Origin of the sequence: Capnocytophaga sp. H2931 (genome assembly GCF_002302535.1) — a bacterium.
GTDB lineage: Bacteria > Bacteroidota > Bacteroidia > Flavobacteriales > Flavobacteriaceae > Capnocytophaga > Capnocytophaga canis.
Window position 1 is genome coordinate 1751884 of record NZ_CP022381.1, and the last position, 25675, is coordinate 1777558.

26 protein-coding genes are annotated in these 25675 nt (G+C 36.2%); 9 read left to right on the top strand and 17 right to left on the bottom strand.

The window, feature by feature from the left end; all coding sequences use genetic code 11:
* The first annotated feature begins 64 nt into the window (after window positions 1–64).
* Window positions 65–502 carry a retropepsin-like aspartic protease gene (locus CGC52_RS07515; RefSeq protein ID WP_095893985.1) on the top strand — a complete coding sequence of 146 codons (438 nt, stop codon included), beginning with the start codon at window positions 65–67 and terminating at the stop codon, window positions 500–502.
* Window positions 503–622: 120 nt separating this feature from the next.
* Window positions 623–2884, top strand: coding sequence for an inorganic phosphate transporter (locus CGC52_RS07520; protein WP_095893986.1), 2262 nt, complete (start codon window positions 623–625; stop codon window positions 2882–2884).
* 139 nt (window positions 2885–3023) lie between these two features.
* Here the strand turns inward: CGC52_RS07520 and CGC52_RS07525 are convergent, their stop codons facing one another.
* From CGC52_RS07525 to CGC52_RS07545, 5 genes are all read right to left on the bottom strand, one after another.
* Window positions 3024–3572, bottom strand: a complete 549-nt coding sequence (locus CGC52_RS07525; protein WP_095893987.1) for a CAP domain-containing protein — start codon at window positions 3570–3572, stop codon at window positions 3024–3026.
* Between the two features lie 41 nt (window positions 3573–3613).
* Complete coding sequence (locus CGC52_RS07530; RefSeq protein ID WP_042343937.1) at window positions 3614–4357, bottom strand: 1-acyl-sn-glycerol-3-phosphate acyltransferase; 744 nt, start codon at window positions 4355–4357, stop codon at window positions 3614–3616.
* Window positions 4358–4457: 100 nt separating this feature from the next.
* A complete protein-coding gene (locus CGC52_RS07535; RefSeq protein WP_095893988.1) occupies window positions 4458–4841 on the bottom strand; it encodes a hypothetical protein in 384 nt (127 codons plus the stop codon).
* A gap of 10 nt (window positions 4842–4851) precedes the next feature.
* Complete coding sequence (locus tag CGC52_RS07540) at window positions 4852–5976, bottom strand: DNA polymerase III subunit delta' (RefSeq protein ID WP_095893989.1); 1125 nt, start codon at window positions 5974–5976, stop codon at window positions 4852–4854.
* A 35-nt stretch (window positions 5977–6011) separates the two neighbouring features.
* Window positions 6012–6728 (bottom strand): pyridoxine 5'-phosphate synthase, encoded by a 717-nt coding sequence (locus CGC52_RS07545; RefSeq protein ID WP_042007785.1) that lies wholly within the window; start codon window positions 6726–6728, stop codon window positions 6012–6014.
* 162 nt (window positions 6729–6890) lie between these two features.
* On the opposite strand from CGC52_RS07545, the gene CGC52_RS07550 reads away from it, so the two are divergent.
* From CGC52_RS07550 to tsaB, 5 genes are all read left to right on the top strand, one after another.
* The gene (locus tag CGC52_RS07550; RefSeq protein WP_095893990.1) at window positions 6891–8510 is read left to right on the top strand and encodes a DUF4139 domain-containing protein; all 1620 of its coding nucleotides are present in this window, start codon (window positions 6891–6893) and stop codon (window positions 8508–8510) included.
* 189 nt (window positions 8511–8699) lie between these two features.
* A complete protein-coding gene (gene def, locus CGC52_RS07555; protein WP_042007790.1) occupies window positions 8700–9287 on the top strand; it encodes a peptide deformylase in 588 nt (195 codons plus the stop codon).
* An 87-nt stretch (window positions 9288–9374) separates the two neighbouring features.
* Complete coding sequence (locus tag CGC52_RS07560) at window positions 9375–9806, top strand: DUF5606 domain-containing protein (protein ID WP_042007792.1); 432 nt, start codon at window positions 9375–9377, stop codon at window positions 9804–9806.
* Window positions 9807–9853: 47 nt separating this feature from the next.
* Window positions 9854–11266 (top strand): M17 family metallopeptidase, encoded by a 1413-nt coding sequence (locus CGC52_RS07565; RefSeq protein ID WP_095893991.1) that lies wholly within the window; start codon window positions 9854–9856, stop codon window positions 11264–11266.
* 227 nt (window positions 11267–11493) lie between these two features.
* Window positions 11494–12162, top strand: coding sequence for a tRNA (adenosine(37)-N6)-threonylcarbamoyltransferase complex dimerization subunit type 1 TsaB (gene tsaB / locus CGC52_RS07570; protein WP_095893992.1), 669 nt, complete (start codon window positions 11494–11496; stop codon window positions 12160–12162).
* Here the strand turns inward: tsaB and rlmN are convergent.
* The 7 genes from rlmN to era form a co-directional block, all read right to left on the bottom strand.
* Window positions 12145–13182, bottom strand: coding sequence for a 23S rRNA (adenine(2503)-C(2))-methyltransferase RlmN (rlmN, locus tag CGC52_RS07575; RefSeq protein ID WP_042007798.1), 1038 nt, complete (start codon window positions 13180–13182; stop codon window positions 12145–12147). The genes tsaB and rlmN overlap by 18 nt on opposite strands.
* Before the next feature lie 99 nt (window positions 13183–13281).
* On the bottom strand, window positions 13282–13839 hold the full coding sequence (gene gldD / locus CGC52_RS07580; RefSeq protein WP_095893993.1) for a gliding motility lipoprotein GldD: 558 nt from the start codon (window positions 13837–13839) through the stop codon (window positions 13282–13284).
* The gene (gene gldE / locus CGC52_RS07585; RefSeq protein WP_369800718.1) at window positions 13832–15154 is read right to left on the bottom strand and encodes a gliding motility-associated protein GldE; all 1323 of its coding nucleotides are present in this window, start codon (window positions 15152–15154) and stop codon (window positions 13832–13834) included. The genes gldD and gldE overlap by 8 nt, the downstream gene beginning before the upstream one ends.
* A gap of 60 nt (window positions 15155–15214) precedes the next feature.
* Window positions 15215–15619, bottom strand: a complete 405-nt coding sequence (locus tag CGC52_RS07590) for a single-stranded DNA-binding protein (RefSeq protein WP_095893994.1) — start codon at window positions 15617–15619, stop codon at window positions 15215–15217.
* Between the two features lie 224 nt (window positions 15620–15843).
* Window positions 15844–16923, bottom strand: a complete 1080-nt coding sequence (gene mutY / locus CGC52_RS07595; protein ID WP_172914707.1) for an A/G-specific adenine glycosylase — start codon at window positions 16921–16923, stop codon at window positions 15844–15846.
* Window positions 16924–17119: 196 nt separating this feature from the next.
* Window positions 17120–17323 (bottom strand): twin-arginine translocase TatA/TatE family subunit, encoded by a 204-nt coding sequence (gene tatA, locus CGC52_RS07600; RefSeq protein ID WP_042346262.1) that lies wholly within the window; start codon window positions 17321–17323, stop codon window positions 17120–17122.
* Window positions 17324–17485: 162 nt separating this feature from the next.
* Window positions 17486–18367: a GTPase Era gene (gene era, locus CGC52_RS07605; protein WP_095893995.1), complete on the bottom strand. Its 882-nt coding sequence runs from the start codon at window positions 18365–18367 to the stop codon at window positions 17486–17488.
* Window positions 18368–18472: 105 nt separating this feature from the next.
* On the opposite strand from era, the gene CGC52_RS07610 reads away from it, so the two are divergent.
* Window positions 18473–18904: an Rrf2 family transcriptional regulator gene (locus CGC52_RS07610; protein WP_042343925.1), complete on the top strand. Its 432-nt coding sequence runs from the start codon at window positions 18473–18475 to the stop codon at window positions 18902–18904.
* Between the two features lie 21 nt (window positions 18905–18925).
* Window positions 18926–19639: a tRNA1(Val) (adenine(37)-N6)-methyltransferase gene (locus CGC52_RS07615; protein ID WP_095893996.1), complete on the top strand. Its 714-nt coding sequence runs from the start codon at window positions 18926–18928 to the stop codon at window positions 19637–19639.
* A gap of 133 nt (window positions 19640–19772) precedes the next feature.
* On the opposite strand, the gene nrdG is transcribed toward CGC52_RS07615, so the two are convergent.
* From nrdG to accD, 5 genes are all read right to left on the bottom strand, one after another.
* Window positions 19773–20246 carry an anaerobic ribonucleoside-triphosphate reductase activating protein gene (gene nrdG / locus CGC52_RS07620; protein ID WP_095893997.1) on the bottom strand — a complete coding sequence of 158 codons (474 nt, stop codon included), beginning with the start codon at window positions 20244–20246 and terminating at the stop codon, window positions 19773–19775.
* The gene (gene nrdD, locus CGC52_RS07625; protein WP_095893998.1) at window positions 20227–22017 is read right to left on the bottom strand and encodes an anaerobic ribonucleoside-triphosphate reductase; all 1791 of its coding nucleotides are present in this window, start codon (window positions 22015–22017) and stop codon (window positions 20227–20229) included. The genes nrdG and nrdD overlap by 20 nt, the downstream gene beginning before the upstream one ends.
* A 624-nt stretch (window positions 22018–22641) precedes the next feature.
* Window positions 22642–23592, bottom strand: coding sequence for a mevalonate kinase (locus CGC52_RS07630; RefSeq protein WP_042007810.1), 951 nt, complete (start codon window positions 23590–23592; stop codon window positions 22642–22644).
* A gap of 136 nt (window positions 23593–23728) precedes the next feature.
* Window positions 23729–24763 (bottom strand): diphosphomevalonate/mevalonate 3,5-bisphosphate decarboxylase family protein, encoded by a 1035-nt coding sequence (locus CGC52_RS07635; RefSeq protein WP_095893999.1) that lies wholly within the window; start codon window positions 24761–24763, stop codon window positions 23729–23731.
* Window positions 24764–24817: 54 nt separating this feature from the next.
* A complete protein-coding gene (accD, locus tag CGC52_RS07640; protein WP_042007812.1) occupies window positions 24818–25672 on the bottom strand; it encodes an acetyl-CoA carboxylase, carboxyltransferase subunit beta in 855 nt (284 codons plus the stop codon).
* Between the last annotated feature and the right edge of the window lie 3 nt (window positions 25673–25675).

The following is a 25675-nucleotide window of genomic DNA, read 5'->3' on the forward strand; positions in this document are numbered from 1 at the left end:
TGTCGGCTGTATATATTTTTGGAAAGTGAGCTCAAAAAATGTAAATTCGCCCAAAATTTATAGCATGACCTTACAACAATTACTTATTTCACAGCGATATGTCGTTATCCCTTTGCTGACTACTCCCACCCAACATTTTCAGTTGTCAGCAAAGATTAATGGAATCGAAGGACGTTTCATTTTAGATACAGGAGCATCGAACACTTGTGTAGGGATGGAACATATCGTATATTTTGATTTGGATACGAAACTTTCTGAAATCAAAGCCACTGGAGCAGGTTCAAGTGATATAGAAATTTTACTTTCCGTTAGGAATCACTTAAAAATTGGCACATGGGAGATGAAAAGAACGCCATTAGTTTTGTTTGACCTTACGCATGTAAATGCCGCATTGATACATCATAATGCTGAACCTGTTCATGGGATTATTGGTGCAGACATACTTAAAAAAGGTAAGGCTGTGATTAATTATCCCAAGAAAAAACTCTATTTGAAACTGTAGATTGTTTTTACTTTCTTAGAGCTTATGTTACAACCAAAATCTTACCGATTTCTTAACAATTAGGTAACATATTTTTTTGAGATTATGCAGAATTTTGCTCCATAAAAATAGTATTTGAATATGGAACAAGTGTATATTTTCATGTTGTTTGTACTGTTCTCACTGGCTATCTTGGATTTGGTAGTTGGAGTGAGTAACGATGCAGTAAATTTCTTGAATTCGGCAGTAGGTTCACGAGCTGTAACCTTGCGTACGATAATGATTGTTGCAAGTTTAGGGGTTGCCATTGGTGCGATTTTTTCCAGTGGAATGATGGAAATAGCTCGGAGTGGAATTTTTGACCCGACAGAGTTCTATTTCAGTGAAATTATGGTTATTTTTATGACTGTAATGCTTGCTGACGTGCTCCTTTTGGATTTGTTTAACTCCTTGGGATTACCTACATCGACTACTGTTTCCATTGTATTTGAATTGTTAGGAGCTGCTGTCTGTGTGGGAATCATCAAAACCTATAATAACGACCAAAGTATCTCCGCCGTTTTCGAATATATCAATACTCAAAAGGCAGGGCAAATCATATACAGTATTTTCTTGTCCGTTCTAATTGCCTTTACGGTAGGAACAATTGTACAGTATTTGGCAAGGTTAGTATTTTCATTCCGATATGAGCGAAATATCCATATTACGGGAGGTCTTTTTGGAGGCCTTTCGCTTACGGCATTGACTTACTTCATCATTTTTAAAGGACTAAAAGGTGTTTCATTCATTTCTTCCGACACACTTGAGTGGTTAGATGAGAATATCAAGCTGATTCTTATCTTGTGTTTGGTAATCTTTACCATACTTTCCCAGATATTCATTCAATTGCGTGTCAATATCTTTAAGATAGTTATCATCGTTGGAACTTTTGGTTTATCGATGGCTTTCGCAGGAAATGACTTGGTGAACTTTATAGGGGTGCCTATTGCTGCATGGCAATCGTTTGAGATGTGGCAATCTTCTGGTTTAGAACCCGATCAATTCACCATGGAAGCTCTTTCAGGGAAGGCTCAAACTCCAACACTTTTATTGATTTTGGCTGGAACGATTATGGTTTTGACTCTTTGGTTTTCCAAAAAAGCACGTAATGTGATTGAAACAGGTGTCAATCTTTCTCGCCAAAGTGAAGGGCAGGAGCGTTTTTCGTCCAATATGCTTTCTCGTTTTGTGGTGCGAATATCGGTTTTTACAGCCAATGTGATTGGATATGTTATTCCTCGAGCAGTAGCTCAAAAAATTGACGAGCGTTTCCAAAAACCTGAAGAAGACCCGAAAATCAAAGACAAAGATGCTCCGGCATTCGACTTGGTACGTGCTTCTACTAATTTGGTGGTTGCAAGTAGTTTGATAGCCTTAGGGACATCGTTAAAATTACCACTCTCGACAACCTATGTTACTTTTATGGTAGCCATGGGTTCCTCGTTAGCTGACCGTGCATGGGGACGCGAGAGTGCAGTATATCGTGTGGCAGGTGTGTTCAATGTTGTAGGAGGTTGGTTCTTAACGGCAGGTGCAGCCTTTTTGTCCGCGTTCGTAGTAGCATTTGTTCTGTACTATGGTGATGTGATTGGACTTATTGGTATGGTGCTTTTAGTTGGATTTTTATTGCTTCGAAGTGCTATCGCTTTTAAAAATAAAGAGAAAGAGAAAAACAAAAAGCGTCATTTTGAATATAATGACTTAGTAACCATCAACGCTATTGCTAAAGAAAGTTCAGAATATATTTCAGGAACTATTGAGCGTGTGAACGAACTTTACGGTAAAATTATCAATAATTTAGGTACGCAAGACTTAGGTAAACTGACTAAAAATAAGAAAAACGCAAAAAAAATAGAAAAGGAAATCGACGAGCTGAAAGGAAATATCTACTATTTCATAAAGTCATTAGACGATAGTTCCGTGGTTTCGAGTAAGTTTTATATTATGATTATGGATAATCTCCAAGATATGGCATATTCGCTAAGTACGATTGCTTCACACAGTTATGAGCATGTGAATAATAACCATAAAAACCTTAAATTCAATCAATTGAGAGATTTGAAGGGTGTTTCAGAAAGTATGGAAGAATTGTTCAAAGGGGAGGTAACGGTTTTCCGTAGCGAAGACTATACAAATCTGCATAATGTATTAGGAAAAGGAGTGGAATTGAAGAAGCACGTTTCAAACATGGTTCAAAAACAAATTGACCGTATCCGAACTTCAGAAACCAGTCCGAAAAACTCAAAACTTTATTTCAGTCTGCTGTTGGAAACCAACGCGTTAGTTAGAGCTAATAATAATCTGCTTTTACAATTTGATGAGTTTCAGCACGAATTGAAAAAGCGAAATCGCAACCGTAAATAATTTATTGATTAACAACAACTTAAAACCACATAGGAAAATAGAATAAACTCTATGTTACTATGTGGTTTTTGTTAGTTCACAGTTTACCTACTTTTATTTTGACAATGAGGCAAAATAGCAATTAGCAACCTCAAAGCAATTATTTTTTTTCATATAATGTAACAAAATCAAGTACAACATTATTAGAACCAGGATGATGTCCAATCATAACCTGTTTATATATTGAAGACAGCAATGCCTCTCTATGTCCCATAGTACTTCCCATCCAAGCATCTACAAGTTGCCTGACCGTTGCTCCAGGAGGAACAGTGACAATATTTTCCCCCACATCCTTAAAACGTATCTTAGTAGCTTTCATTCTCCAAAAAATAGACTTCCCTTCTGCATCAAAATGATCATTCCAGTCAAGCTCTTTATCCTCTCCACTTTCCGAAAGGTACTTGGAATGTTCCTGTGCCAGAGGAAGGTCTATCATACGATACGGAGGTAATTTATGCTCTTTTCGGATGCTATTGATATAGTCCAGCATAATAGTTTGTAGTTGAGCAAGCGATAAGCTATGCACCTCACTGTCATAGAGATGTTTGGATTGGGTGATCACTGCCCTATTTTGGCAAAACACATTACTCGCCTGATGTCCTCCCATCAACCCAGAAGCAAGAATTAAGGTTAAAAAAAAATTGTACATAGAAATGAATTTTTTATAAATATAACAACACTAAATATTTTCTAATTTGAATTATAAACCTGCTCTAAATCACTCAAAATCAAACTTCTAATTTCATTTTTCAAGGCGTGTCTATCTTCAAACTGCATTCCTTGTGTGTGTACAAAGGGGTGTATTTTAACACGCATACGCCCCATGCTTCCCGCAAAAAAGCGAAATGGGAATCGTTTTTTATTATCGAAAAAAGTCATTGGAACAATGGGAATTTGATACTCAATTGCTAAACGAAAAGCTCCGTCTTTAAAATTATCCAACATAACCGATTCGTCAGGAACTCCTCCTTCAGGAAAAATACAAATACTCAATCCTGCATTAAGTCGCTCCATGGCCGAATCATACACTTGTTTACGGCTTTGTAGGTTTGACCTGTCGACCAAAATAGCTACTCGCTTGTAAAAAAATCCAAATAACGGCATCTTAGCTAATTCTTTCTTCCCGACAAAAACGAATGGATTTTTACTGCAAACGAACATAAGCATAATATCAGTCATACTGGTGTGATTAGCTATCAACATATAGCTCTTTCCTTTTTCAAGTGTTTCATAACGTGATATTTGTGGGTAAAACCCCATGCCATATAGAATCGGTTTTGCCCATAAATTTCGAGCTACCCAATAGAACTGAGTATACCACTTTTGATGCGAAGTCAGTATCAAAAGTAATGGAGCGAATAATAAGGTTAAGGTTCCTACTAATACATAGAACCATGTCCGCCAAATGAACCAAAATATATATCGGAATATCATTTTTAAAGGTCTTGTTTTGTGAAAATAAAAAGGCAATTAACCTGTTTTGAACTTTATGTAAAAAATCAATTATTACAAAAGGCTTTGGAAAAAGGATTGCTTACAATGAAGCAGAAATAAATCCTATTAAGCAAATAATGAAATAGATAGCAATCCCTCTTGCTCCGTCATAGTCCTTAGCCAGACGTTGTCCCAGAAGAAAGCAGAGTAGGGTAGAGCTACTTAGTACTAGTCCATAAAATCCGTATTGAGGATAGGGGAGTGTCCAAAGTTCATATATTCCAATACACAGAAACAACGTTGTAACAGATTCTATTACAGTTATTATTAACAATAAAGGATATATCCATCCAGAGATGAAAATACCTTTAAAATAATTTTTGTAATAGTTTACCGAAGTCTTAAAATTAACGATTTTTTCAAAAGCACTATATCCAAAAGTGATTATCAAAAACAGATATATGAAAAATAAACTCCAAAACATATTAGACTAATCAAGGTTTTTTATGTAACAATCGAGTAAGTTTTATGGATAAATCCGTAAAGATAATCCTTGCATTACCGTTGCGTTCTACGTGCAGTAGAGCTTCTTCTAACTGTTGGTGAATTTGTTCGATGTTGTTTCCGTGAACGAAAGGTGCAAATTTTTGTAATTCAAACGAAGGGTCTTTGAAAACGGCATAGACTAATTCTTTTGAGCCGTAATTCAACAGCATTGCTTGACGGAATATCTCAATACAGTAGAACAAAAATTGTTTTTGTTTTTCACGCCCGCTTGTAGCAATTTCTTCGCTCCATTGAAGCAATCCGTGAATGGCTGATTTGTTGCCTTTAGCCCTGTATGCCGATCGAACCCATGTGATAAACCAGCGTTCAAAGACATCCTCCTCTTCGGTTTCTTCCGATAGTTGTAGGGCTTTGTTGAAATTTCCTTGAGCTTGTACAGCATAGCGTGTGGCATCGCTTTCAGTAATCCCTTTCTGTATAAGAGCTTGTTTGATAGCGTTTTCACTCAAAGGAGGGAATCGCAGAATCTGGCAACGTGAGCGAATCGTGTCCAATATGGATGATTCATCTTCAGTGATGAGTAAAAAAATCGTTTTTTGTGGAGGTTCTTCCAAAAGTTTCAGCAACTTGTTGGCCGATTCTACATTCATTTTTTCAGCCATCCAGATAATCATCACCTTAAATCCACCTTCAAAAGCTTTGAGAGTTAACTTTGAGGTAATATCCTTGGCTTCATTTACGCTGATGTTCCCTTGTTTATTTTCAATGCCCAACTGTGAATACCAATCAAACAAACTGCCATAAGGTTGCTCCTTTATAAACACACGCCAATCTTCTAAGAATAACGAACTTATAGGGTCTTTTTTTACTCTGTTGTTAGTAGCTGTCGGAAAAACAAAATGCATATCGGGATGTGAAAGATGGTTGCACTTTGTCATACAGGAAGTATCACCCTTACATAAAATATGGGAAGCGTAGGCAATTGCCATAGGCAACATTCCTGTTCCTTCGTTACCCACAAAAAGCTGTGCGTGTGGAATACGTTGTGCTTCTACACTGTCTTTCAGGTGTTTTTTTATGGTTTCGTATCCGATAATGTCGTCGAATGTCATTTTTTTTGTTAATTGAAAATAAATTTTTCCGAATGCTATCTGCTTAACTTATTTAGGTATAAATTTACCACATTTTCCAACCCCAAGTAGAGAGATTCGCTAATGAGAGCATGTCCTATTGAGACTTCGAGCAGATTTGGAATGTTTTCCTTAAAAAAACGGATGTTTTCAAGATTCAAATCATGTCCAGCGTTGAGTCCTAAACCTACTTTTTGAGCTTCTAAGGCTGCTTTCACGTATGGTTGTATACCATTTTTGTTTCCTTTTTCGAACTCAGTAGCATATGCTTCTGTGTAAAGTTCTACTCGGTCAGTGCCTGTTTCCGCAGCAGCGTTTACCATAGCTTCCACAGGATCTACAAAAAGGGAAGTACGAATTCCATTACGTTTAAATTCAGTGATTACTTCCGTCAGATAAGCTCGGTGTTTGATAGTATCCCAACCTGCGTTGGAGGTAATGGCATCGTCAGCATCTGGAACAAGGGTTACTTGAGTAGGTTTTACTTTTAACACCAAATCCATAAACTTCCGAATCGGATTTCCTTCAATGTTGTATTCAGTTACTACAACATCCAATAAATCAATCGCATCCTGATAGCGAATGTGTCGTTCGTCAGGGCGTGGGTGAATCGTAATTCCTTCAGCTCCAAAATTTTGAATATCTGTAGCTACTTTTAGTAGATTGGGAACGTTTCCTCCACGTGAGTTCCGAAGGGTTGCGATTTTATTGATGTTTACACTTAATTTTGTCATTGTATTATTCATTATTGATTCAAAAAACAAAGATACGTCTTCTTGTTGAAAATAAAAGTATTTTTTTGGAGATTGACAGATAATTGAGCTAAAAATAATAAAAGGCACGTTTATTGTATTGCCAAATACATATATAAATATCAAACATAAAAAGATAAAAATATGAAACGAGTTATATTGAGTGTTTTTTTGGGTTTTATAACCTTGTTATTCAGTGTGTTAAAGGCACAGACGGTGTTTACGCATGCTAAAGCAGAACGTGTTCAACTCTATTTTAATGGGGCTGAAATTCAGCAATCGGCAAATTTGGCACTCCCAAAAGGGACATCAGAAGTGGTGATTATGAATGTTGCTAATCAATTGGATGAGAGTTCAATACAGATAAAATCTGCAAAAACAGCTACAATTTTGTCTGTTCAGTTTTCAAATCAACCTGTGGTGGGCTATGATCAGCAATTTGTGTCGGATACAGCTCGTCCCATTTGGGATAGTATTCAAAATACTGAGAAAGAAATCAAAAAAAATGCGTTATTGAGAAAATCTGTCCAAAAATCATTAGAAATACTTGATAAGAACCAACAGTTAACAAATCAAAATATGACTACAGCCGAACTTTCTAAGTTGTTGGACTATCACAAATCAAAACGATTTGAACTTGAAAAACAACTCAATGATCTTTCAGAAGAAAGTGACAGATTGCAAAAAAAACTCGGGTTACTCAAATTTAGAATGGGAACAGCTTCTTCGCAAAATGTCAATAATAGAGGGAAAATCATTCTGCAGGTAATGAACGAAACGGAAGGAAAAGTGCCTTTTCAGTTGAATTATATTTCTTACCAAGCACGTTGGAGTCCTTTTTATGAGGTTCGTTCTGAAAAAATTAATGCTCCGATAACGCTAAAATACAACGCAGGAGTGTCGCAAAGCACAGGAGTGGATTGGAATAATGTTAAGTTGAGTTTGTCTAGTGGTTATGTGAATCAACAAACTACAGCTCCGGTGTTAAGTCCATGGTTTATTAATTATGACAAACCTGCACAACCAGCTCCCATGGTTCGACAAAGGGCTGCTTTTTCTAAAAATATGGAAACAAAGCAGTTAAATGAAGTGGTTGAACAAGATATTATGTTAGAAGAAAAATCACTTCAAGATGTGGTAGTGGTAAACGAAACCCAATTCAATACCGTATTTGATATAGATTTGCCTTACACCATTCTTTCCAATGCAAAAAAGCACAGTGTTGCACTGCGAACAATCGAAATCCCAGCGACGTATAAATACTATACGGTTCCAAAATATGATTTAGGAGCTTATTTGGTAGGAGAGATTCAAGATTATGGTAAATACAATCTGTTGCGAGGTGAGGCAAATTTGATTTTTGAAGGTATGTATGTAGGGAAAACAGTTATTAACCCAGAAAACGCATCCAAAAAACTAACGTTGAGCTTAGGTAAAGATAGAAATATCCGTATCGACCGAAAGTTGGTGTCCCAAAATACAGAAAATAAATCTTTTAGCTCTAAAAAGGTACAGACTTTTACCTATGAAATTACGATGCAGAACAACAAGCGTGAGTTGGTAGAGATTGAAGTTGAAGATCAGATTCCGTTAAGCACCAATAAAGAAATTAAAGTCCACTTGGTGTCGTCAGATAATGCAACTTTCGATGCTTCCAAAGGAAAGCTACAATGGAGAATACAGCTGAAACCTAATGAAAATAAGAAGGTTAAGTTTACTTATCAAGTGGAATCGGATAAGGAATCGAATGTGTCGAATTTATAAAAATTTCTACTTTTAGTGTTATTTTTGGTGTGGATATTTTGTTTAAAGAGTTTCTAATTTTTGCCAAATAGGAACCATTGCAGAGAAATTACGAAAAAAAATAGAAGCAGAAAATAACGATTTTTTATCAAACAAATTGTCATTCTACGGAAAAAGTTTACATTTGCATTCTTATAACATTGAAAGATTATGGTTTTACCGATTGTAGCTTATGGCGATCCTGTGCTCCGAAAGATGTGTACGGATATTTCTGCAGACTATCCCAATCTTAAAGATTTGATATCCAACATGTTCCAAACTATGGAAGCTAGTAGGGGTGTTGGTTTAGCGGCACCACAGATTGGATTGCCCATTCGTTTGTTTGTGGTTGATGCAGCTCCATTTGCTGATGATGACGAACTAACAAAGGAAGAACAAACCTTTTTGGAAAACTTTCGTAAGGTGTTTATCAATGCTAAAATCATTGAGGAAACAGGTGACAAATGGAGTTTTAACGAAGGTTGTTTGAGCATTCCAGGGGTGCGTGGAGACGTGTCACGACATGAGCGATTAACTATTGAATATTTAGATGAAAATTTTCAGCCTCAAGTTCTTACGGTAGATGGGTTGGCAGCGAGAATTATCCAGCACGAATATGACCACATACAAGGAGTGTTGTTCACCGATAAGCTGTCGGCATTCAAAAAACGAATCCTACAAGGGAAATTGACTGACATCAGCAAAGGTAAAGTGAATGTCGATTATCGTATGCGATTTCCGGATGTAAGAAGAAAATAGTTCAGAGTTCTTAGGATTTTCACAAAATAAGTTCTCAAATTTTTATTGTCTATAACGAAGATAATCATTAATAAAAAAATATAAAAAATGGAATTAAACAAAATATTAGCTATTTCAGGCAAACCAGGATTGTACCACTTAGAGTCCCAAACGCGTACAGGATTTTTAGCAACTTCACTTTTGGACGGGAAGAGAATTTCTATCGGAATCCGCGATAATGTGAGCCTACTTTCAGAAATAGCTATATACACATTGGAGGAAGAAGTGCCTCTTTCACAGGTTTTTAAAAATATAAAAGACAAAGAAAATAGTGGAAAAACTCCAGTTACCCACAAGTCAAGTGGAGCAGAATTAGAGGAATATTTCTTCAGTGTACTTCCGAACTATGATGAAGATCGTGTGTATGCAAGTGATATCAAAAAGGTAATCCAATGGTACAACTTACTGCTTGAAAAAGGCTTTTTAGAAGAAACAGAAACCGAAGCTCTTAGCGAAGAAGCAACAGAAGAAAATAAATAATCATTCAGAGCGTATTTTAGATACGCTCTTTTTGTACAGAATATCACATGAAAATATATCCTACACAAAATCAGCAAATAGGTGATGTAACAGCTTACATTGCTACCGAAGTAGAGCAAACGCCTGATTTTTTACACACATATTTGAAAAAACATACTGAAAAACAGCAAAATGTAGTAGTGGCATTCCCTTTATTAGAACGACCCTTAGTGGTTGTTTTGCTACTTGAAAAAGGGAAAGATACTAATGCCGAAAGAGAAAAAGCTCGACAACTTGGAAACGAACTTCTTACTACTTTTAAAAAAGAAAAATATACAGAAGTTTATATTCATTCATCAGCAGATAAAGACCTCACAATGTGTGTTTTGGAAGGGATGCAGTTGTCTGACTACCAGTTTAATAAGTATAAAACTAAGGAAGATTCTCAACCTGAAATATCTGTATACGTTGATTTACCAGTAACCGAACTTACTCAGTTTAATAATTTGTTGGCATCGGTTGCAGTTGCTCGTGATTTGGTAAACGAACCTCCTTTGGCATTGACAACCACGCGTTTATCCGAAGAGATCGAAGTTCTCAGTAAGCATTTTGGATTTGAGGTTAGTGTACTCCGTAAGCAAGAAATCCAAGATTTGAAGATGGGTGGATTATTGGGTGTGAATGCGGGTAGTGAAGTGCCTCCTACTTTTAATATTCTTACATGGAAGCCTAAAAATGCTGAAAATCAACAACCTTATGTGTTTGTAGGGAAAGGTGTAGTATATGATACGGGAGGTTATAACATCAAGCCTGGAAATTACATGGATACGATGAAGGCCGACATGGCGGGTGCGGCAGCTGTAGTAGGCTTGTTGTGTGCCGTAGCCAAAAATCAATTGCCACTGCATGTAGTAGGGCTAATTCCTGCCACCGACAACCGAATAAACTCTAATGCTATCGTATCCGATGATGTGTTGACAATGATGAACGGAATGACTGTTGAAATTAAGAATACAGATGCTGAGGGACGGCTTATTTTAGCGGATGCTTTGACTTATGCACAGCGTTTGAACCCAGAATTGGTTATTGATTTAGCTACACTTACAGGAGCTGCGGCTCGCGTTACGGGACACTACGGTAGTGCTTTTATGGGGAATGCTTCCGATGAAATCAAAAAACGTTTACAACGATCTGGGGATAAGGTATTTGAGCGTTTGGTAGAACTTCCTTTTTGGGATGAGTTCGGAGAAGATTTAAAATCTCCCATTGCCGATATCAAAAACTTAGGAAATCCCGAAGGAGGAGCTTCATCAGCTGGGAAGTTTTTAGAACATTTTACCAATTATCCTTGGGTACATATCGATATCGCAGGAACTGCGTTTTTGAACGCTCCTTTCCGCTATTTCAAAGCTGGTGGGACAGGTGTTGGTATTCGCTTGTTGTATGATTTTTTGAGCGAGGTTTCAACTTATAATGATTAATTTCGAACAAATTCTATTGGCATAAGGTATTCAAAATAGTAGAAGAGACTGTCCGAAAAGGTCTATTTTAAAGAAGAATGTATTTGTAAAAATGTTGAATATTAATGTTTTTCTAAAAATTCCAAAAAAAGGCTCTTCGCTCAGTCTCATTCAAATCGAAGTGTATTTCTTTGTAAACAGTATTGTTACATAGGAAATATTTTTGTTATACAAAATCAAATGTAAAAATGAACATTCTCTGTATAGAAACATCGGGAATTAATTGTTCGGTAGTAGTTGCTCGCGATGGGGTATCAATTGCCGAAGAATCGGAAAATAAAGGTAAGTTTACACATGCCGAAACATTACATCTTTTTATTGAAAAAGTACTTGCTGATGCAAATCTTCCGATGAAAGAAATAGATGCTATTGCTATCAGTGGAGGCCCAGGTTCTTACACAGGATTGCGGATTGGTGTGTCAGCTGCTAAAGGTTTGTGCTTTGCATTGGGTGTTCCTTTAATTTCTGTACCTACATTACAGGTGTTGGCTAAACAAATTTCTGACAGTCAGTTTGTTATTCCTATGTTGGATGCTCGACGTATGGAGGTGTATAGTGCTGTTTTTGATAAAAATAACAATGAGTTAGAAGCAACTCAAGCAAAAATACTTGATGAAAACAGCTATCAAGAGTGGTTAAATAAAGGAAAAGTTACCTTTTTGGGAGATGGAGCAATGAAATTTTCTGCCATATGTAATCACCCTAATGCAGTCTTTGTTAGTGATAAGTATCCACAGGCAAAAGATATGATTCCGTATGCAGAGGAAAGATATAGAAATGCTTGTTTTGAGGATATTGCCTATTTCGAACCAAACTATTTAAAACCTTTCCATACCACTTCATCGTTTGTTAGCTAATTGACCACAGGCAGCATCAATATCTTTGCCTCGAGAGCGACGAACGGTAACCGTAATCCCAGCATTTTCCAACATAGTTTGGTACATGTCAATGGCGGAGCTGTCCGCTTGTTGATAGTCACCATCGTCAATAGGGTTGTACTCAATTAAATTTACCTTGGAAGGAGCAAAACGACAAAATTTTATCAAAGCATCTACGTCTTTTTTCTTGTCGTTGATGTCTTTCCATACTACATATTCGTAGGTGATTTTGTTTTTAGTTTTTCGGTACCAATATTCCAAAGCTTCACGAAGTTCTGATAAAGGAAAGTTTTCGTTAAATGGCATTATGGATGTTCGTACTTCGTCAATGGCGGAGTGTAATGATACCGCTAATTTGAATTTGACTTCGTCGTCTGCCATTTTTCGGATTAGTTTCGGAATTCCTGAAGTCGAAAGCGTTATTCTTTTGGGCGACATTCCTAATCCTTCATCGGAAGTGATTTTTTCGATTGCCGATAGCACGTTGTTGTAGTTCATTAGAGGTTCGCCCATTCCCATAAAAACAATATTTGACAAGGGACGGTTGAAAAATATACGACTTTGATTGTCAATGACTTTTACTTGATCGAAAATTTCGTCAGGCTGTAGATTACGCATACGTTTTAGTCTGGCTGTAGCACAAAATTTACAGTTCAAACTACATCCTACCTGACTTGACACACAAGCTGTGGTTCTAGTATCGGTAGGAATCAATACCGATTCTACCAATAATCCGTCGTGAAGGCGAACCGCATTTTTGATAGTTCCATCAGCACTTCGTTGCATCACGTCCACTTGAATATGGTTTATCGAAAAATGATTTTCAAGCATTTCACGAGTTTGTTTCGGTAAATTGGTCATAGCCTCAAAGGAGTGCACACCTTTATTCCATAGCCATTCATATACCTGATTTCCACGAAAAGCCTTGTCTCCATGGGTTACAAAGAAATCTCGTAACTCTACTTTGCTTAATGCTCTAATATCTTTTTTCTCTATCATCTTGTTTTTCTCGCGTATTCAGGTTGTTTTCTATTAATTGTGAAAATATTTTGAAAAGAAGTGTTTTTCACATGCTATTATTTTTCCATGTATATTGTCTTATTTCCATCGTAGGGTTTCCATAATTCGGCGAACATCTTTTTCCAAATAATGGCTTGCGGGTTGAATTGAATCATAGTTAGGTACTACTTTGAAATAGACCGAACCCGAAATGAAATGTGTGGTGCTATCAGTGGCGTAGAATTGAGCCTGTGAAGCTGCATTGCCATAAACTTGGTAAAACATTCCATACACGCGAGTAGAATCGTTTACGAATTGATTGGAAGCAATATTGTCTGCTTTGATGGTGTGTTCAAATGTAAACTTTTGAGCATCGCGCAACAAATGGCGAATATTGTCTTTTACTTTCTTATATGATATATAAATAGTAGCCTTCATTGCGGGATATTCAATATCAAAGTCGCATGAATCATCCTTCTTAGTTCTCACAAATGCAGAAGTGTTAGTTTCAAATTCAAATGGGCAATAGTCCTTAGCATAGCTTTTATATTCCGCCTGTGGGTATTCCAATCGAAGAGCAGCCTTTGGTTTTGGTAACACCGTTTCTTCACAGCTTAATATTGTGAAAATCAATGTGATAAATAATAAACTACGCATTGTTCTCTCTGTGTATTTTGATTTGTTTTATACGTTTTTTGTCAAATTCCTGAACAGTAAATTGGTAGTTCTCAAATACAATAGGAACACCTTTCTGAGGGAAATCCCCCGCAATTTCTAACAAAAAACCAGCTAAGGTTTCTGCTTCTCCTTCTTTTTCCTCAAATATAAGTTCCTCTTCATCTGTTAGTTGCATAATCCGATAGAAATCTTTTAGCACTGTTTTTCCTTCAAAAACGTAGGTGTCCTTGTCAATTTGGGAGTAGATAACATCCTCATCGTCAAACTCATCGTTTATGTTTCCGACAATTTCCTCTATGATATCTTCTAAAGTAATAATCCCACAAGTGCCACCATACTCATCAACTACCACCGCTAAATGTATTTTCATCTCCTGAAATTCGCTGAGCAAATCGTCTAATTTTTTGTTCTCGGGGACAAAAAAAGCCTTGCGCTTAACAGTTAGCCAGTCGAAATCGTCGTTTTCCAAATGAGAAAGTAAATCCTTGATGTAGATAATCCCTGTGATATCGTCCAGACTTTCGTTGTAAACAGGAATACGCGAATAGCCCATTCGCACAATCTCGGTGATTACTTCCTTGAAAGTCAGGGTTTCACTCAATGCAAAAATATCAATACGAGGAACCATCACTTGGCGAGTTTCTGTATTTCCGAATGAAACAATACTCTCCAAAATTTTCTTTTCCTCCTTAGTCGTGTCATCAGACGATGCCAACTCTAAGGCTTGTGACAATTGCCCAACAGAAATATGTGTAGATTGCTTTCCGAATCTGCTATGAATCACAGATATAAATCCTTTCATCGGAACACTCAACGGAGTGAAAAGCGTATCCAAAACATAAATTGGATATGCCACAGTTTTGGAAAAAAGGATGTTATTCCGGTTTGCATATATCTTCGGGACGATTTCCCCACAGAGTAAAATCATAAATGTAACAACTCCTACATCTAAAATCATCCGCAGGATTTCGCTTTCAATATTTCCGAAGAGGAAATCTCCTAAATCAACGAATAATAAGATAATGGAAATATTTACTAAATTATTAGAAATCAATATTGTAGCCAACAATTTCTTTGGATTTTCGACCAAGCGAGCGATAATGCCTCCCACTGCCGATTTTCCATCGTTGAGGCTATTCACTTCGGTTGGTGAAAGTGAAAAAAGTGCCACTTCAGACCCTGAAATCAAGGCAGAACAACCTAAGAGTATTAAAAAAACAGCAAATTGCAAAATAATATTCCAATCAAGCATACTAAATTGCAACGCAATAGTTTCCACTGCCATTAACGGCATCAAAAGTAAGGTAAGGGGAGGCTCTGAGTCCAAAATTTTAATATTAGTTAAACAATGTTTTTAAAAAGGCAGACTTTTATTTACGTCATCCGCAGGTGATTTCTTCTCTGATTTTTCTTCCTTTCGGCTGTTCGGCAGAAGCGTAAATTCGTTGGCATAGATTTCGGTTGTATAACGAGTTGTTCCGTCTTCGGCTTGCCATTGACGAGTTTTTATCCGTCCTTCAACATAAATCAAATCACCTTTGTTGGTATATTTTTCAATAATTTCAGCTTGTTTGTTGCGAACCACTACCGTATGCCACTCTGTTTCAACCACTTTCTCATTGGTTGCTTTGTTGGTATATTCCTCATTGGTTGCCAATGAAAAACGTCCAACACAATTACCTCCTTCAAAATAGGTCAATTTTATCTTATCTCCCAAACGCCCAATAAGCATCACTTTGTTTAATGTTCCTGCACTCATAGTATTCAATTTTTAAGGGTTTATGTTGTATTTTCTAATCGTTTTTGGTTAGAAGAATTAGACAATAAATTATTTCCTTTTTCTCATACACACAAAACGGATAATAATTTTTTTATTTTTGTCTTGCTGATGGGGCTTTATTTTGTTTCTTTCTACACTTGAATCCAAGCTTCTGTCCAATCGAATAGATAAAAAATGTGTTGAGGCTTTCGACAAAAGTACAATTAATTTCTAAAAAACCAAAATTCTTTCAAGAAATTTGCTGTTAAAACCGATACAGGATAGTTTTTAACTTCCTCTTTATCAATGCTATTTTTCAATGAATATTCCATGGAGATTATCCAAAACTGAGTGTGAATATGCTGATGTGATAATTTGTGAATCTTTTCGTATTTATGTAGGTAAATATCTGTTATACAGTCGAATATCTTATCTATTTCGGCTTTTATTTCTGCTTCCGAGTAAGGTTTTTCAGTTTCTATGAGTGGAAATTCATACAATCCTTGCCAGATATCTTTATTGTTACGTTTATTCAATATTGTATGCTTCTGATTATCAATAGGTACGATGTAGTTAAAATAACGCTTTCGTATTTTTGTTTTCCCAATTTTTACGGGTAGCCTTTCTACTTTACTTTGATTTTTAGCAACACATTTGTCTGAAAAGACACAACTTTCGCACATAGGCAGTTGTGGTTTGCAGTGTATCGCTCCGAATTCCATAATAGCTTGGTTGTAAACTCCCGCATTTTTTGGATCTAATAGTTTGGTAGCCAATTTTTTAAACTGAATAATACCTGAGGTAGTGTCGATAGGAGTTTCTATGCCAAAAACACGGGCTAAAACTCGATAAACATTTCCATCAACAACAGCGCAAGATTCTGAAAAACAAATAGATGCAATGGCGCTTGCTGTGTAATCACCTATGCCTTTGAGTTTCAATAATTCCTTATGTGTTGTAGGGAAATTTCCATTGAGGTCAAAAGCAATCGTTTTAGCGGTGTGATGTAGGTTTTTTGCACGGGAATAATATCCTAAGCCTTGCCATAGCTTCAGTACCTGTTCTTCGGATGCATTTGCTAAGTCGAAAACAGAGGGGAAATGGTTTGTAAAACGCTCATAGTAAGGCAATCCCTGTGCAACACGGGTCTGTTGTAGGATGATTTCGGATAGCCATATTTTATAAGGATCTGTGGTTTGTCGCCACGGCAAATCTCTTTTTTCGCTATTGTACCACTGCAAAAGTCGTTGAGAAAAAAAACGGTCGAAAGCCTCGACTTTCGATGAAGAATTCGATAAATTCAAAATGGATTGTTTTGTAGGAAATCGTTGAAAAGAAACTATCCGAAAAACTTTAGCTCAAACATCTTAGTTTTAGTTTATCACAAGATTTTACGGTATTCGCATCTGTATTTAGCCTGAAAAAGATTTTTCCGGATAGTTATCTTCGATAATTTTATGCAAAAAATGCTTTGCGAAAAGACTGTCTTCAAAGAATTAATTACTCCTGCTTTTTCTCTATTGAAGAATTAGTTTCATCTTTGTTTGGCTCCTTGGTTGCATCTTTAAATTCTTTGATGCCACTTCCTAATCCACGCATCAACTCAGGTATTTTCTTACCTCCAAAAAGAAGAAGAATAAGGATAACAACCACTGCAATTTGCCAAGGCCCTGCAATTCCTAAAAATATACTATTAGCTAACATACTGTTTCTTTTTTTGTGCAAAGATATAAATTTATTTCAAAAAAAAGAGAATCGCTAGTTTTTAAAATGATGTAAGCTACATTTTATGTTATAAAAGGTTTGTAAAAAAGTGTTGAATAATTTGAGTTGCTGGAGCTTTTTACTCTTTTATATCATATAAATCTACTGGCTGTATCCGAAGCGTCGCAATTGTCGAGAGTTGGAACGCCAATCCTTGTTCACTTTCACAAATATTTGAATATGAATTTGTTTGCCGAAAAATTTTTCCAGATCAGCTCGAGCTTGTGTGCCAACTTTTTTTAAGGCTTCCCCTTTATGTCCAATGATGATTCCTTTTTGGGTTTCGCGCTCCACCATAATCACGGCTCGAATGTGAATAATATGTTCTGAATCGACAAATGACTCTGTTTCTACTTCTACTGCATAAGGGATTTCCTTTTTGTAGTTTATCAATATTTTCTCTCGAATGATTTCATTAACGAAAAAACGTTCGGGTTTGTCTGTCAGTTGATCTTTTGGGAAAAACGCAGGTGATTCGGGTAATAATTCTATAATGCGATTAAAAACTTCTGCAGTTTGAAAGCCTTCCAAGGCAGAAATGGGGAAAATTTCGGCTTTAGGAACTCTTTCTTTCCAATAAGCTACTTGGTTTTCCAAAGTTTCTTGTGATGATTTGTCTATTTTGTTGATCAAAAGCAACACGGGTACTTGCATACGGTTTATTTTTTCAAAAAAAGCCTCGTCTTTCAGTTCTTTTTCACCAATTTCAACCATATATATTAACACATCAGCATCTTCAAAAGCACTTTTTACAAAATCCATCATTGAATGTTGTAATTCATAAGCAGGTTTGATAATTCCTGGAGTGTCAGAAAAAATTATCTGAAAATCGTCGCCACTAACAATTCCGAAAATGCGGTGTCGGGTGGTTTGAGCTTTGGAGGTTATGATGGAAAGTTTCTCGCCAACGAAAGCATTCATTAAAGTTGATTTTCCTACATTTGGATTTCCAATTATGTTTACAAACCCTGCCTTGTGTGTCATGTGTAAGAAGCGTTTTTAGGTTATTATTGGACAAAAATACGAAAAATAATTACAAATCAAATAAAAAGTAGTACCTTTGTCCGCTAATGTAGATGATAAAGAAATATGCTTTCCAACCCTAGTAAGTATGCCATTAATGCTGTTATTTATTTGGCGATTAATGGCTCAGAGAGTAATAAGATAGGAACTAAGGAAATCTCCAAAAAATTAAATATACCATCGCCTTTTTTGGCTAAAATCTTGCAGACTTTGGCTAAAAAGAAAGTTATTAGCTCCACTAAAGGGCCAAAAGGAGGATTTTGGTTGGCAGATCATGAAAAACAAGCTCCTTTGATCACAATTATTGAAAATTTGGATGATGTTGAAAATTTTTCAAACTGTTTTATGGGGCTTAAGGCTTGTTCCGAAGAATTTCCTTGTCCTATCCACTATGCGATGCAACCTTTCAAAAAAGGACTTATCACAGAATTAATGGAAAACTCAATTGATTACTTTTCTCAAAAAGTAATCAATAAGGAGGCGTTTTTGTTTGTTTAATTGTCGTGACTCATTATTCAAATGATTTTCAAGTTCAAACAATTTTCAGTTTTGCAATCCCAAAGTGCCATGAAAATAGGTACAGATAATGTACTTTTAGGGGCATGGGTGTCTGTTGATCATTTTCCACATCGTATATTAGACATTGGTGCAGGGACAGGAGTTTTGTCCTTGATGTTGGCACAGCGTTCCGAGGCAATGACCATCGATGCTGTTGAAATTGATGAAAGTTCATTCATTGAATGTACTGAAAATTTTGAAAATAGTCCATGGAGTGACAGGCTTTTTTGTTATTTTGCTTCCTTTCAAGAATTTGTTGAAGAAATGCAAGGAGAAGAGCCATATGACCTAATTATTTCAAATCCGCCGTTCTATACTGAAAATTATAAAACCAATTCGTTGGCAAGGAACAAAGCTCGTTTTGAAGACTCATTGCCTTTCGAGACTCTTATGGATGGAGTAGTGCAATTACTTAGCGATGAAGGTGTTTTTTCAGTCATTATTCCATTTCAGGAAGAAGAAAGGTTTATAAATTTAGCTCAAAGTAAGGGATTATTTCCTCAGAAAATCACTCGTGTCAAAGGTAATGAACAGAGCGAATTGAAACGTAGCTTGATTGCTTTTATCAAAAACAAGGGGGAGTATACCTCTGATTTATTGGTAATTGAAAAAGGTCGAGGTCAGTACACGGAAGCGTATATTTCTCTTACAAAGGATTTTTATTTGAAAATGTAGACTTTCCGAAGTAACCGTGTTTATAGTTATAGCCCCTTTTTTATTTACAACTAGCAAGTTGAATTCTCCTAATATTCTTATGTGGTTTCAACTGTAATATATCTAAAAAGTTATTTCATATTTTTCCTAATAATCATTCCTTCCAAAAGAAATGGTTTAATATTTTTCCTGTTTTGATTTCTAACAGATGTTGGTTTGTGGTTTTGCTATCAAGTCCGCCTAATGAGGGAATCCATTTGCCCGTTTTGATGTAATCCAAACGCTCCAATAATTGTGGATATTTTCGAGCTACCTGCTTGATGTTTAATCCCGTGTAAAGTGCTGTTTTTAAATTGTTTTCTTTTGCAATCGTAATAAATTTCAGCAACTGATCAATATCCCATTCTCCTCCCATAAAAAGCACACAACTGATAGTTCCCTCATACTTTTCAATGAGTTTTTCCAATAAACTAAGCGTTAAAGGTTGTCCAAAATTCGGATTCCAGATATGCTCAGAGTGGCACCCCTCACAAGCTAACGGACAACCTGTTATCGTGAAACAAAGCGAAATTTCATTAGGAACTTCCTGTAAAACAATATTATACTCGCTATATCGCAGTATTGCCATAATATCTTTTTTGAGCCTCCTTTTGTCTGTCTTTCGAGAAATTACTTACTTTTTTCAAATAACCGATGATACGAGTAGCATAATCAACATCATTGGAATGGCATTTTACACAATGGTCAGTGGTGTGTTTGTTGATATAACCACAACTATTACAATAAGTTACTTTTACATTGAAACAGAAATAATTACAACCCGTTTTCGCAGCTACATTGAATAGTTTCAAAAATCCTTCTTGGGTTGGATATTCTTCCAAATTGCAGTGATATGCCGAGCCTCCGTCCAAAAATTGGATATATTCGTGTCCGTGCATAAAGAATTTATCTATTATATTAACAGATTCATCTTCAACTACATAAAAATATGAATTGTAACAATCTCTCGGAACAAAAAGCCCATCAGATTTATCCCAATTGGCATTTTTCACACCCAAATTTTCAGCGGGAACAAACTCTGTATTAAACATATAGCCGTATTTTGCTTTGGCTTCTTTGTTCTTTTCATAAATCAGCTTTAAATTTTTATTGACAAATGTTTTATATTCCTCATTATCAGATATTTTTAATCCTAAGAATTCTGCGGCTTCCACCATTCCGTTGATTCCTATGGTAAGAAATTGTTTGTCAAGCGAAATAAATCCTGCATCGTACACAGGAAGCATTTTAGCATCTTTATAATCCTGAATAATAGCACGATACGCAACTTGATATTTATGAATGTTATCAATCATTTTTTCCAAAGAAAGCCCTTTTTGATACAATCGGTTCATATTGATGGTAATCACATTGATACTTCCTGTGGAAACGCCACCTGCACCCAACGAATAACTGAACGTATTGTCCGAAATTTCATTTCGCAAACGACAACAACTCGCCAGTGAATCGGCATTGTCGGACTGATAGATGAAAAATGCATTTCCTTCACTAAGTTCTTCGGCACAGAAGTTGGCAAAATTTTCATCGTGAACTCTTTTGTCCTTGGTTAGCATCGCCGCCGTAACCACAGGAAAAGTCAGAATGGCTTTTTTTCGTTCATTATTGAACCATTTCATAAAATATTTTTGGATTTTATCCAACGATTCATAAATTGGTTTACTGCCGTCGGGGAAAACAAAATTCCCAAACATCGAATCGAAATAAGGTTTGTCGTACAAAGAAATATTCCAAAAAACAGATTGATAACCACGTGCCGCCGCAGGTTGATTGATAGCATACACCACGTGTTGCATTTCGTTTTCTACTATTTTTGTGTGCGTTTTTAGGTAGTCTTTTCCGTAGTCTTTTCGAGCGAAATAGTCAAAATACATCAAAAATTCAACCGTTGCCACTGCCCCAGCAAACTGAGAAGATACTGAAAATAAGAAATTTACAAACGAGCCACAAAAACTCGCTAAATGCTTCGGAGCTTTGGATTCGCCACCAAGTTTCAACAATCCGTCAAGCAAAAGAGGATACATCGAAACGCTCACACAATAAGGTTTCAGACTAGTTTCGTCGTGTACATAAATTTCGTGTTCTTCAATTTGCCTGATGTATTCATTGGCTAAATCCTGACCAAAAAGCTGAGCAATCTTGCGTGAAACCAACATTCTATTTACCTGAATATTAATATCTTTATTCAGTTCGGCTTCCATCGTGGCTATGTTTTTGTTAGAAACATTAGCATTAGAATCAAACAAAGAACCACTCGCTGCATTTTGCGATGTTAGGTAATTCTCAATAAAATTACATTTCGTTTTTAGTTGTTCGGGCGTTAATTTTGTGAATTTTGACATAATAAATCGTTTTACAGATGAGATTATTCAAAGGTTAAGTCGATGCAAAATATAGTTAGTGGAAGTGATTCAATTTCTGAAATTTTCAGAAAAAAAACGATTGAGTTTTGTGATAACAAAAAAAATCTATAACTACTTGATTAATAGATTTATGATATTTTTAATTATCACACTACGAAGCTATGTAAATAAAAGATATATAAATCTTAAAATCTAGAATATTTATGCACAAACTTATCAACATTTGATAAATAGGCATGCTTGTAAAATGTTCATTTTACCTAAAATTTAGACACAAAAAAATCCAAGCAGTTCAGATAAAAAAACTGTTGGATTTTTACTTTTTAGATGTTTTTTGTAAAATGATTAAGTCTTGTGTTTTAAACTTTTTTAGTAGTTCTTCCAATATCTGAAGTATTTTAGCGGTGTGGATACTTAAAAAACATTCAATTTAGTAGAAACCCCGATTTTCAGCTTTTTTGCCGAATTTCGGGGTTTCTTGATAATGAATATTAAAATATGTTTATCTGATATGCAGTAAATTAATAATTTTCCAAAAGTAGCTTCTTACTGAGAAGAGAATATGCTTTAAATCTAGCTACAATTGAATTCCGATAGTTATTATTAAAACTGATAGACCACCTCTATTTTGTGTCCAGCGAGGGTCTTTTTAGCTTTTTCCAAATCTTCGGTAAAACCTAACATATAACCTCCTCCTCCTGATCCACAAAGTTTTAAGAAATAATCTCCAGTGTCGATACCTTGTTTCCAAAGAGTGTGAAATTCAGCAGGAATCATCGGTTTAAAATTGTTTAACACCACTTTTGAAAGTTTTTTGACATTGCTAAATAGTGATTTGATGTTTCCTTTCAGAAAATCATCAATACAGGCGTTTGTGTATTCAATAAATTCGGTTTTGAGCATACTTTGAAAGCCTTCATTTTTCATTTTTTCCATGAAAATACGCACCATAGGAGCGGTTTCTCCTACAACTCCACTATCCAACAAAAAGACAGCCCCTTTGCCGTTAATTGCTTGAGAGGGAATTCCTGTCGGTTCAATATGATCTTTTGATTTAATTAAAATCGGTAAACTAAGGTAGCTGTTCAAAGGATCTAATCCAGACGAGGTGCCGTGGAAAAAGGATTCCATTTTACCGAAAATAGTCTTTAGTTTCAAAAGTTTTTCACGAGTCAAATTCTCTAAAACAGTGATTTTGTCATGAGCATATTGATGATAAATAGCAGCTACCAACGCGCCACTACTTCCCACGCCATATCCTTGTGGGATGCTACTGTCGAAGTACATTCCCTCGGCGATGTCGCTTTTCAGTTGAGCGATGTCAAAAGTAACAATTTCAGGGTTTTCGGTCGAAAGTTGTTCCAGATATACCGAAAAATCAGCTAACGCTCGGTTTGATTTTCTTGCCTCTTCAAGTTTGTTAGGGTCAGCCTCATCGAATGTTTTCAAGGCTCCGTTATAAAAATTATACGGTATAGCCAATCCTTTGGAATCTTTTATGATTCCATACTCGCCAAAGAGCAATATTTTCGAGTAAAAAAGAGGTCTTTTCATTAAATTAATGATTTTTTAATTGACAACGAACAATTTCAAATTGCTGTCCTAGGGTTCAAAGCTAATTACGAATTTAAAGGTGCAAATTAATCTAATTCGTAATTACTTCGTTGCTATTTGTTAATTATTCATTGACTTAATTGTGGTCGCAAATATACTGCTTATTTTCACAATACACAACTAATTCTTTTTGAATAAATTGTATCACTTCATTCTTACAATAATTTGGATACAAAACATGTACGTTTGCACCAGCATCAAGTGTAAAGCAAACAGGAGTTTTCGTCTCTTCTCGGAATCGCCATATGCGTTGAATTACTTCTAACGTATTAGGTTTCATTAGTATGAAGTAAGGAGTGCTGGTCATCATCATAGCGTGTAGGGTAAGAGCTTCACTTTCTGTGATTTCTATAAATTTGTCCAAATCACCATTTTCAAAAACAGGGATTAACTTGCTGATGTTCTCGTGAGCTTGTTCAAAGCGTCGTTCTGCGAAAGGATGATCGTGCATCAAGTCATGACCAATAGAGCTACTTACTTGTTTTTGTCCTTTATCAATCAATAGTATAGTGTCTTGAAAATTATTGAAAATTTCGTGAACTTTATATGGGTACACAACCCCGTATTTGTCCGAACTTCCCTGTATTTCAGTATGTTTCCCCCATACTACGATTTTCCCTTGTATGCTTCTACAAGCACTTCCAGAGCCTAAACGTGCTAATACGGAGGCCTTTTGCCAGTAGGTTTCATCTTCTGTCAAATGAGGGTATAGCAATTTTTCCATTTGCATCAAACATAACGAAAGAGCTGCCATACTACTTGCTGATGAAGCGATGCCACTACTATGAGGAAACGAATTTCTCGAATGAATTTCTAAATGGAAATCCTTTAAAAAAGGCATATATTCATAAATTCGTTTAAGAAACGTAGTGATTTTAGGGTGAAAAGTAGGTTTAGGCTTGTCCTCAAAGAAAAATTCAAACTGAAAGTCATCCGTTGGGGTGGTTAGCTGTTCAAAATGAATGGTTGTTTCCGTATAACTATTGTTTAACGTTAAGCTAATCGACGGGTTTGCAGGGAGTTGATTTTTGCGTTTTCCCCAATATTTGACTAAGGCAATGTTGCTTGGAGCCTTTGCCGAAACTGTTCCTTTCTGTGTTTGGTATTTCATATCTTTGCAAAAAAAACGAGCGACTGATAAAATCGCTCGTTGTGTTATGTTTTTTTATCGAAGCGGGCGATTCATCACCAAATCGATGTATAGATTTACTTTGTTTTTCAGATTTTTCCGATTTACAATAAAGTCTAAGAATCCGTGTTCTAAAACAAATTCGGCGGTTTGGAATCCTTCAGGGAGGTCTTGACCTGTGGTGTCTTTTACCACGCGCGGCCCTGCGAATCCAATCAAAGCACCAGGCTCAGCGATGTTGATGTCACCAAGCATAGCATATGAAGCCGTTGTTCCCCCTGTCGTAGGGTCGGTACAAAGCGATATGTAGGGCAATTTAGCCTCGTCTAACTGAGCTAATTTCACCGAAGTTTTCGCCATCTGCATTAGTGAAAGAGCAGCTTCCATCATTCTGGCACCTCCTGATTTTGAAATCATTAGGAAAGGAAGTTTCTTTCTGATGGCATAATCAATAGCACGAGAAATTTTTTCACCTACTACGCTTCCCATTGAACCACCAATAAAGGCAAAATCCATACACGCAACCACCAATTTCTCTCCTTTAGAATTTCCTACAGCCGTGCGTACAGCGTCTTTTAAACCTGTTTTTTGTTCAGCCTCTTTTAGGCGGGTGGCATAGGATTTCGTGTCGACGAATTCCAGTGGGTCTTTTGAAGATAGGTTGGCATCTAATTCTTTGAATTCATTATTATCGAAAAGAATCTGGAAATATTCCTTACTTCCGATACGTACGTGGTACTCATCCTCAGGACTTACGAAATAATTAGTTGCAAGTTCTTCAGTTTCAACGATTTTTCCGCTCGGAGACTTGTACCATAATCCTTTTGGTGTATCTTTTTTTTCCTCAGTAGAGGTTTGTATTCCTTTTGCTGTTCTTTTAAACCAAGACATAAT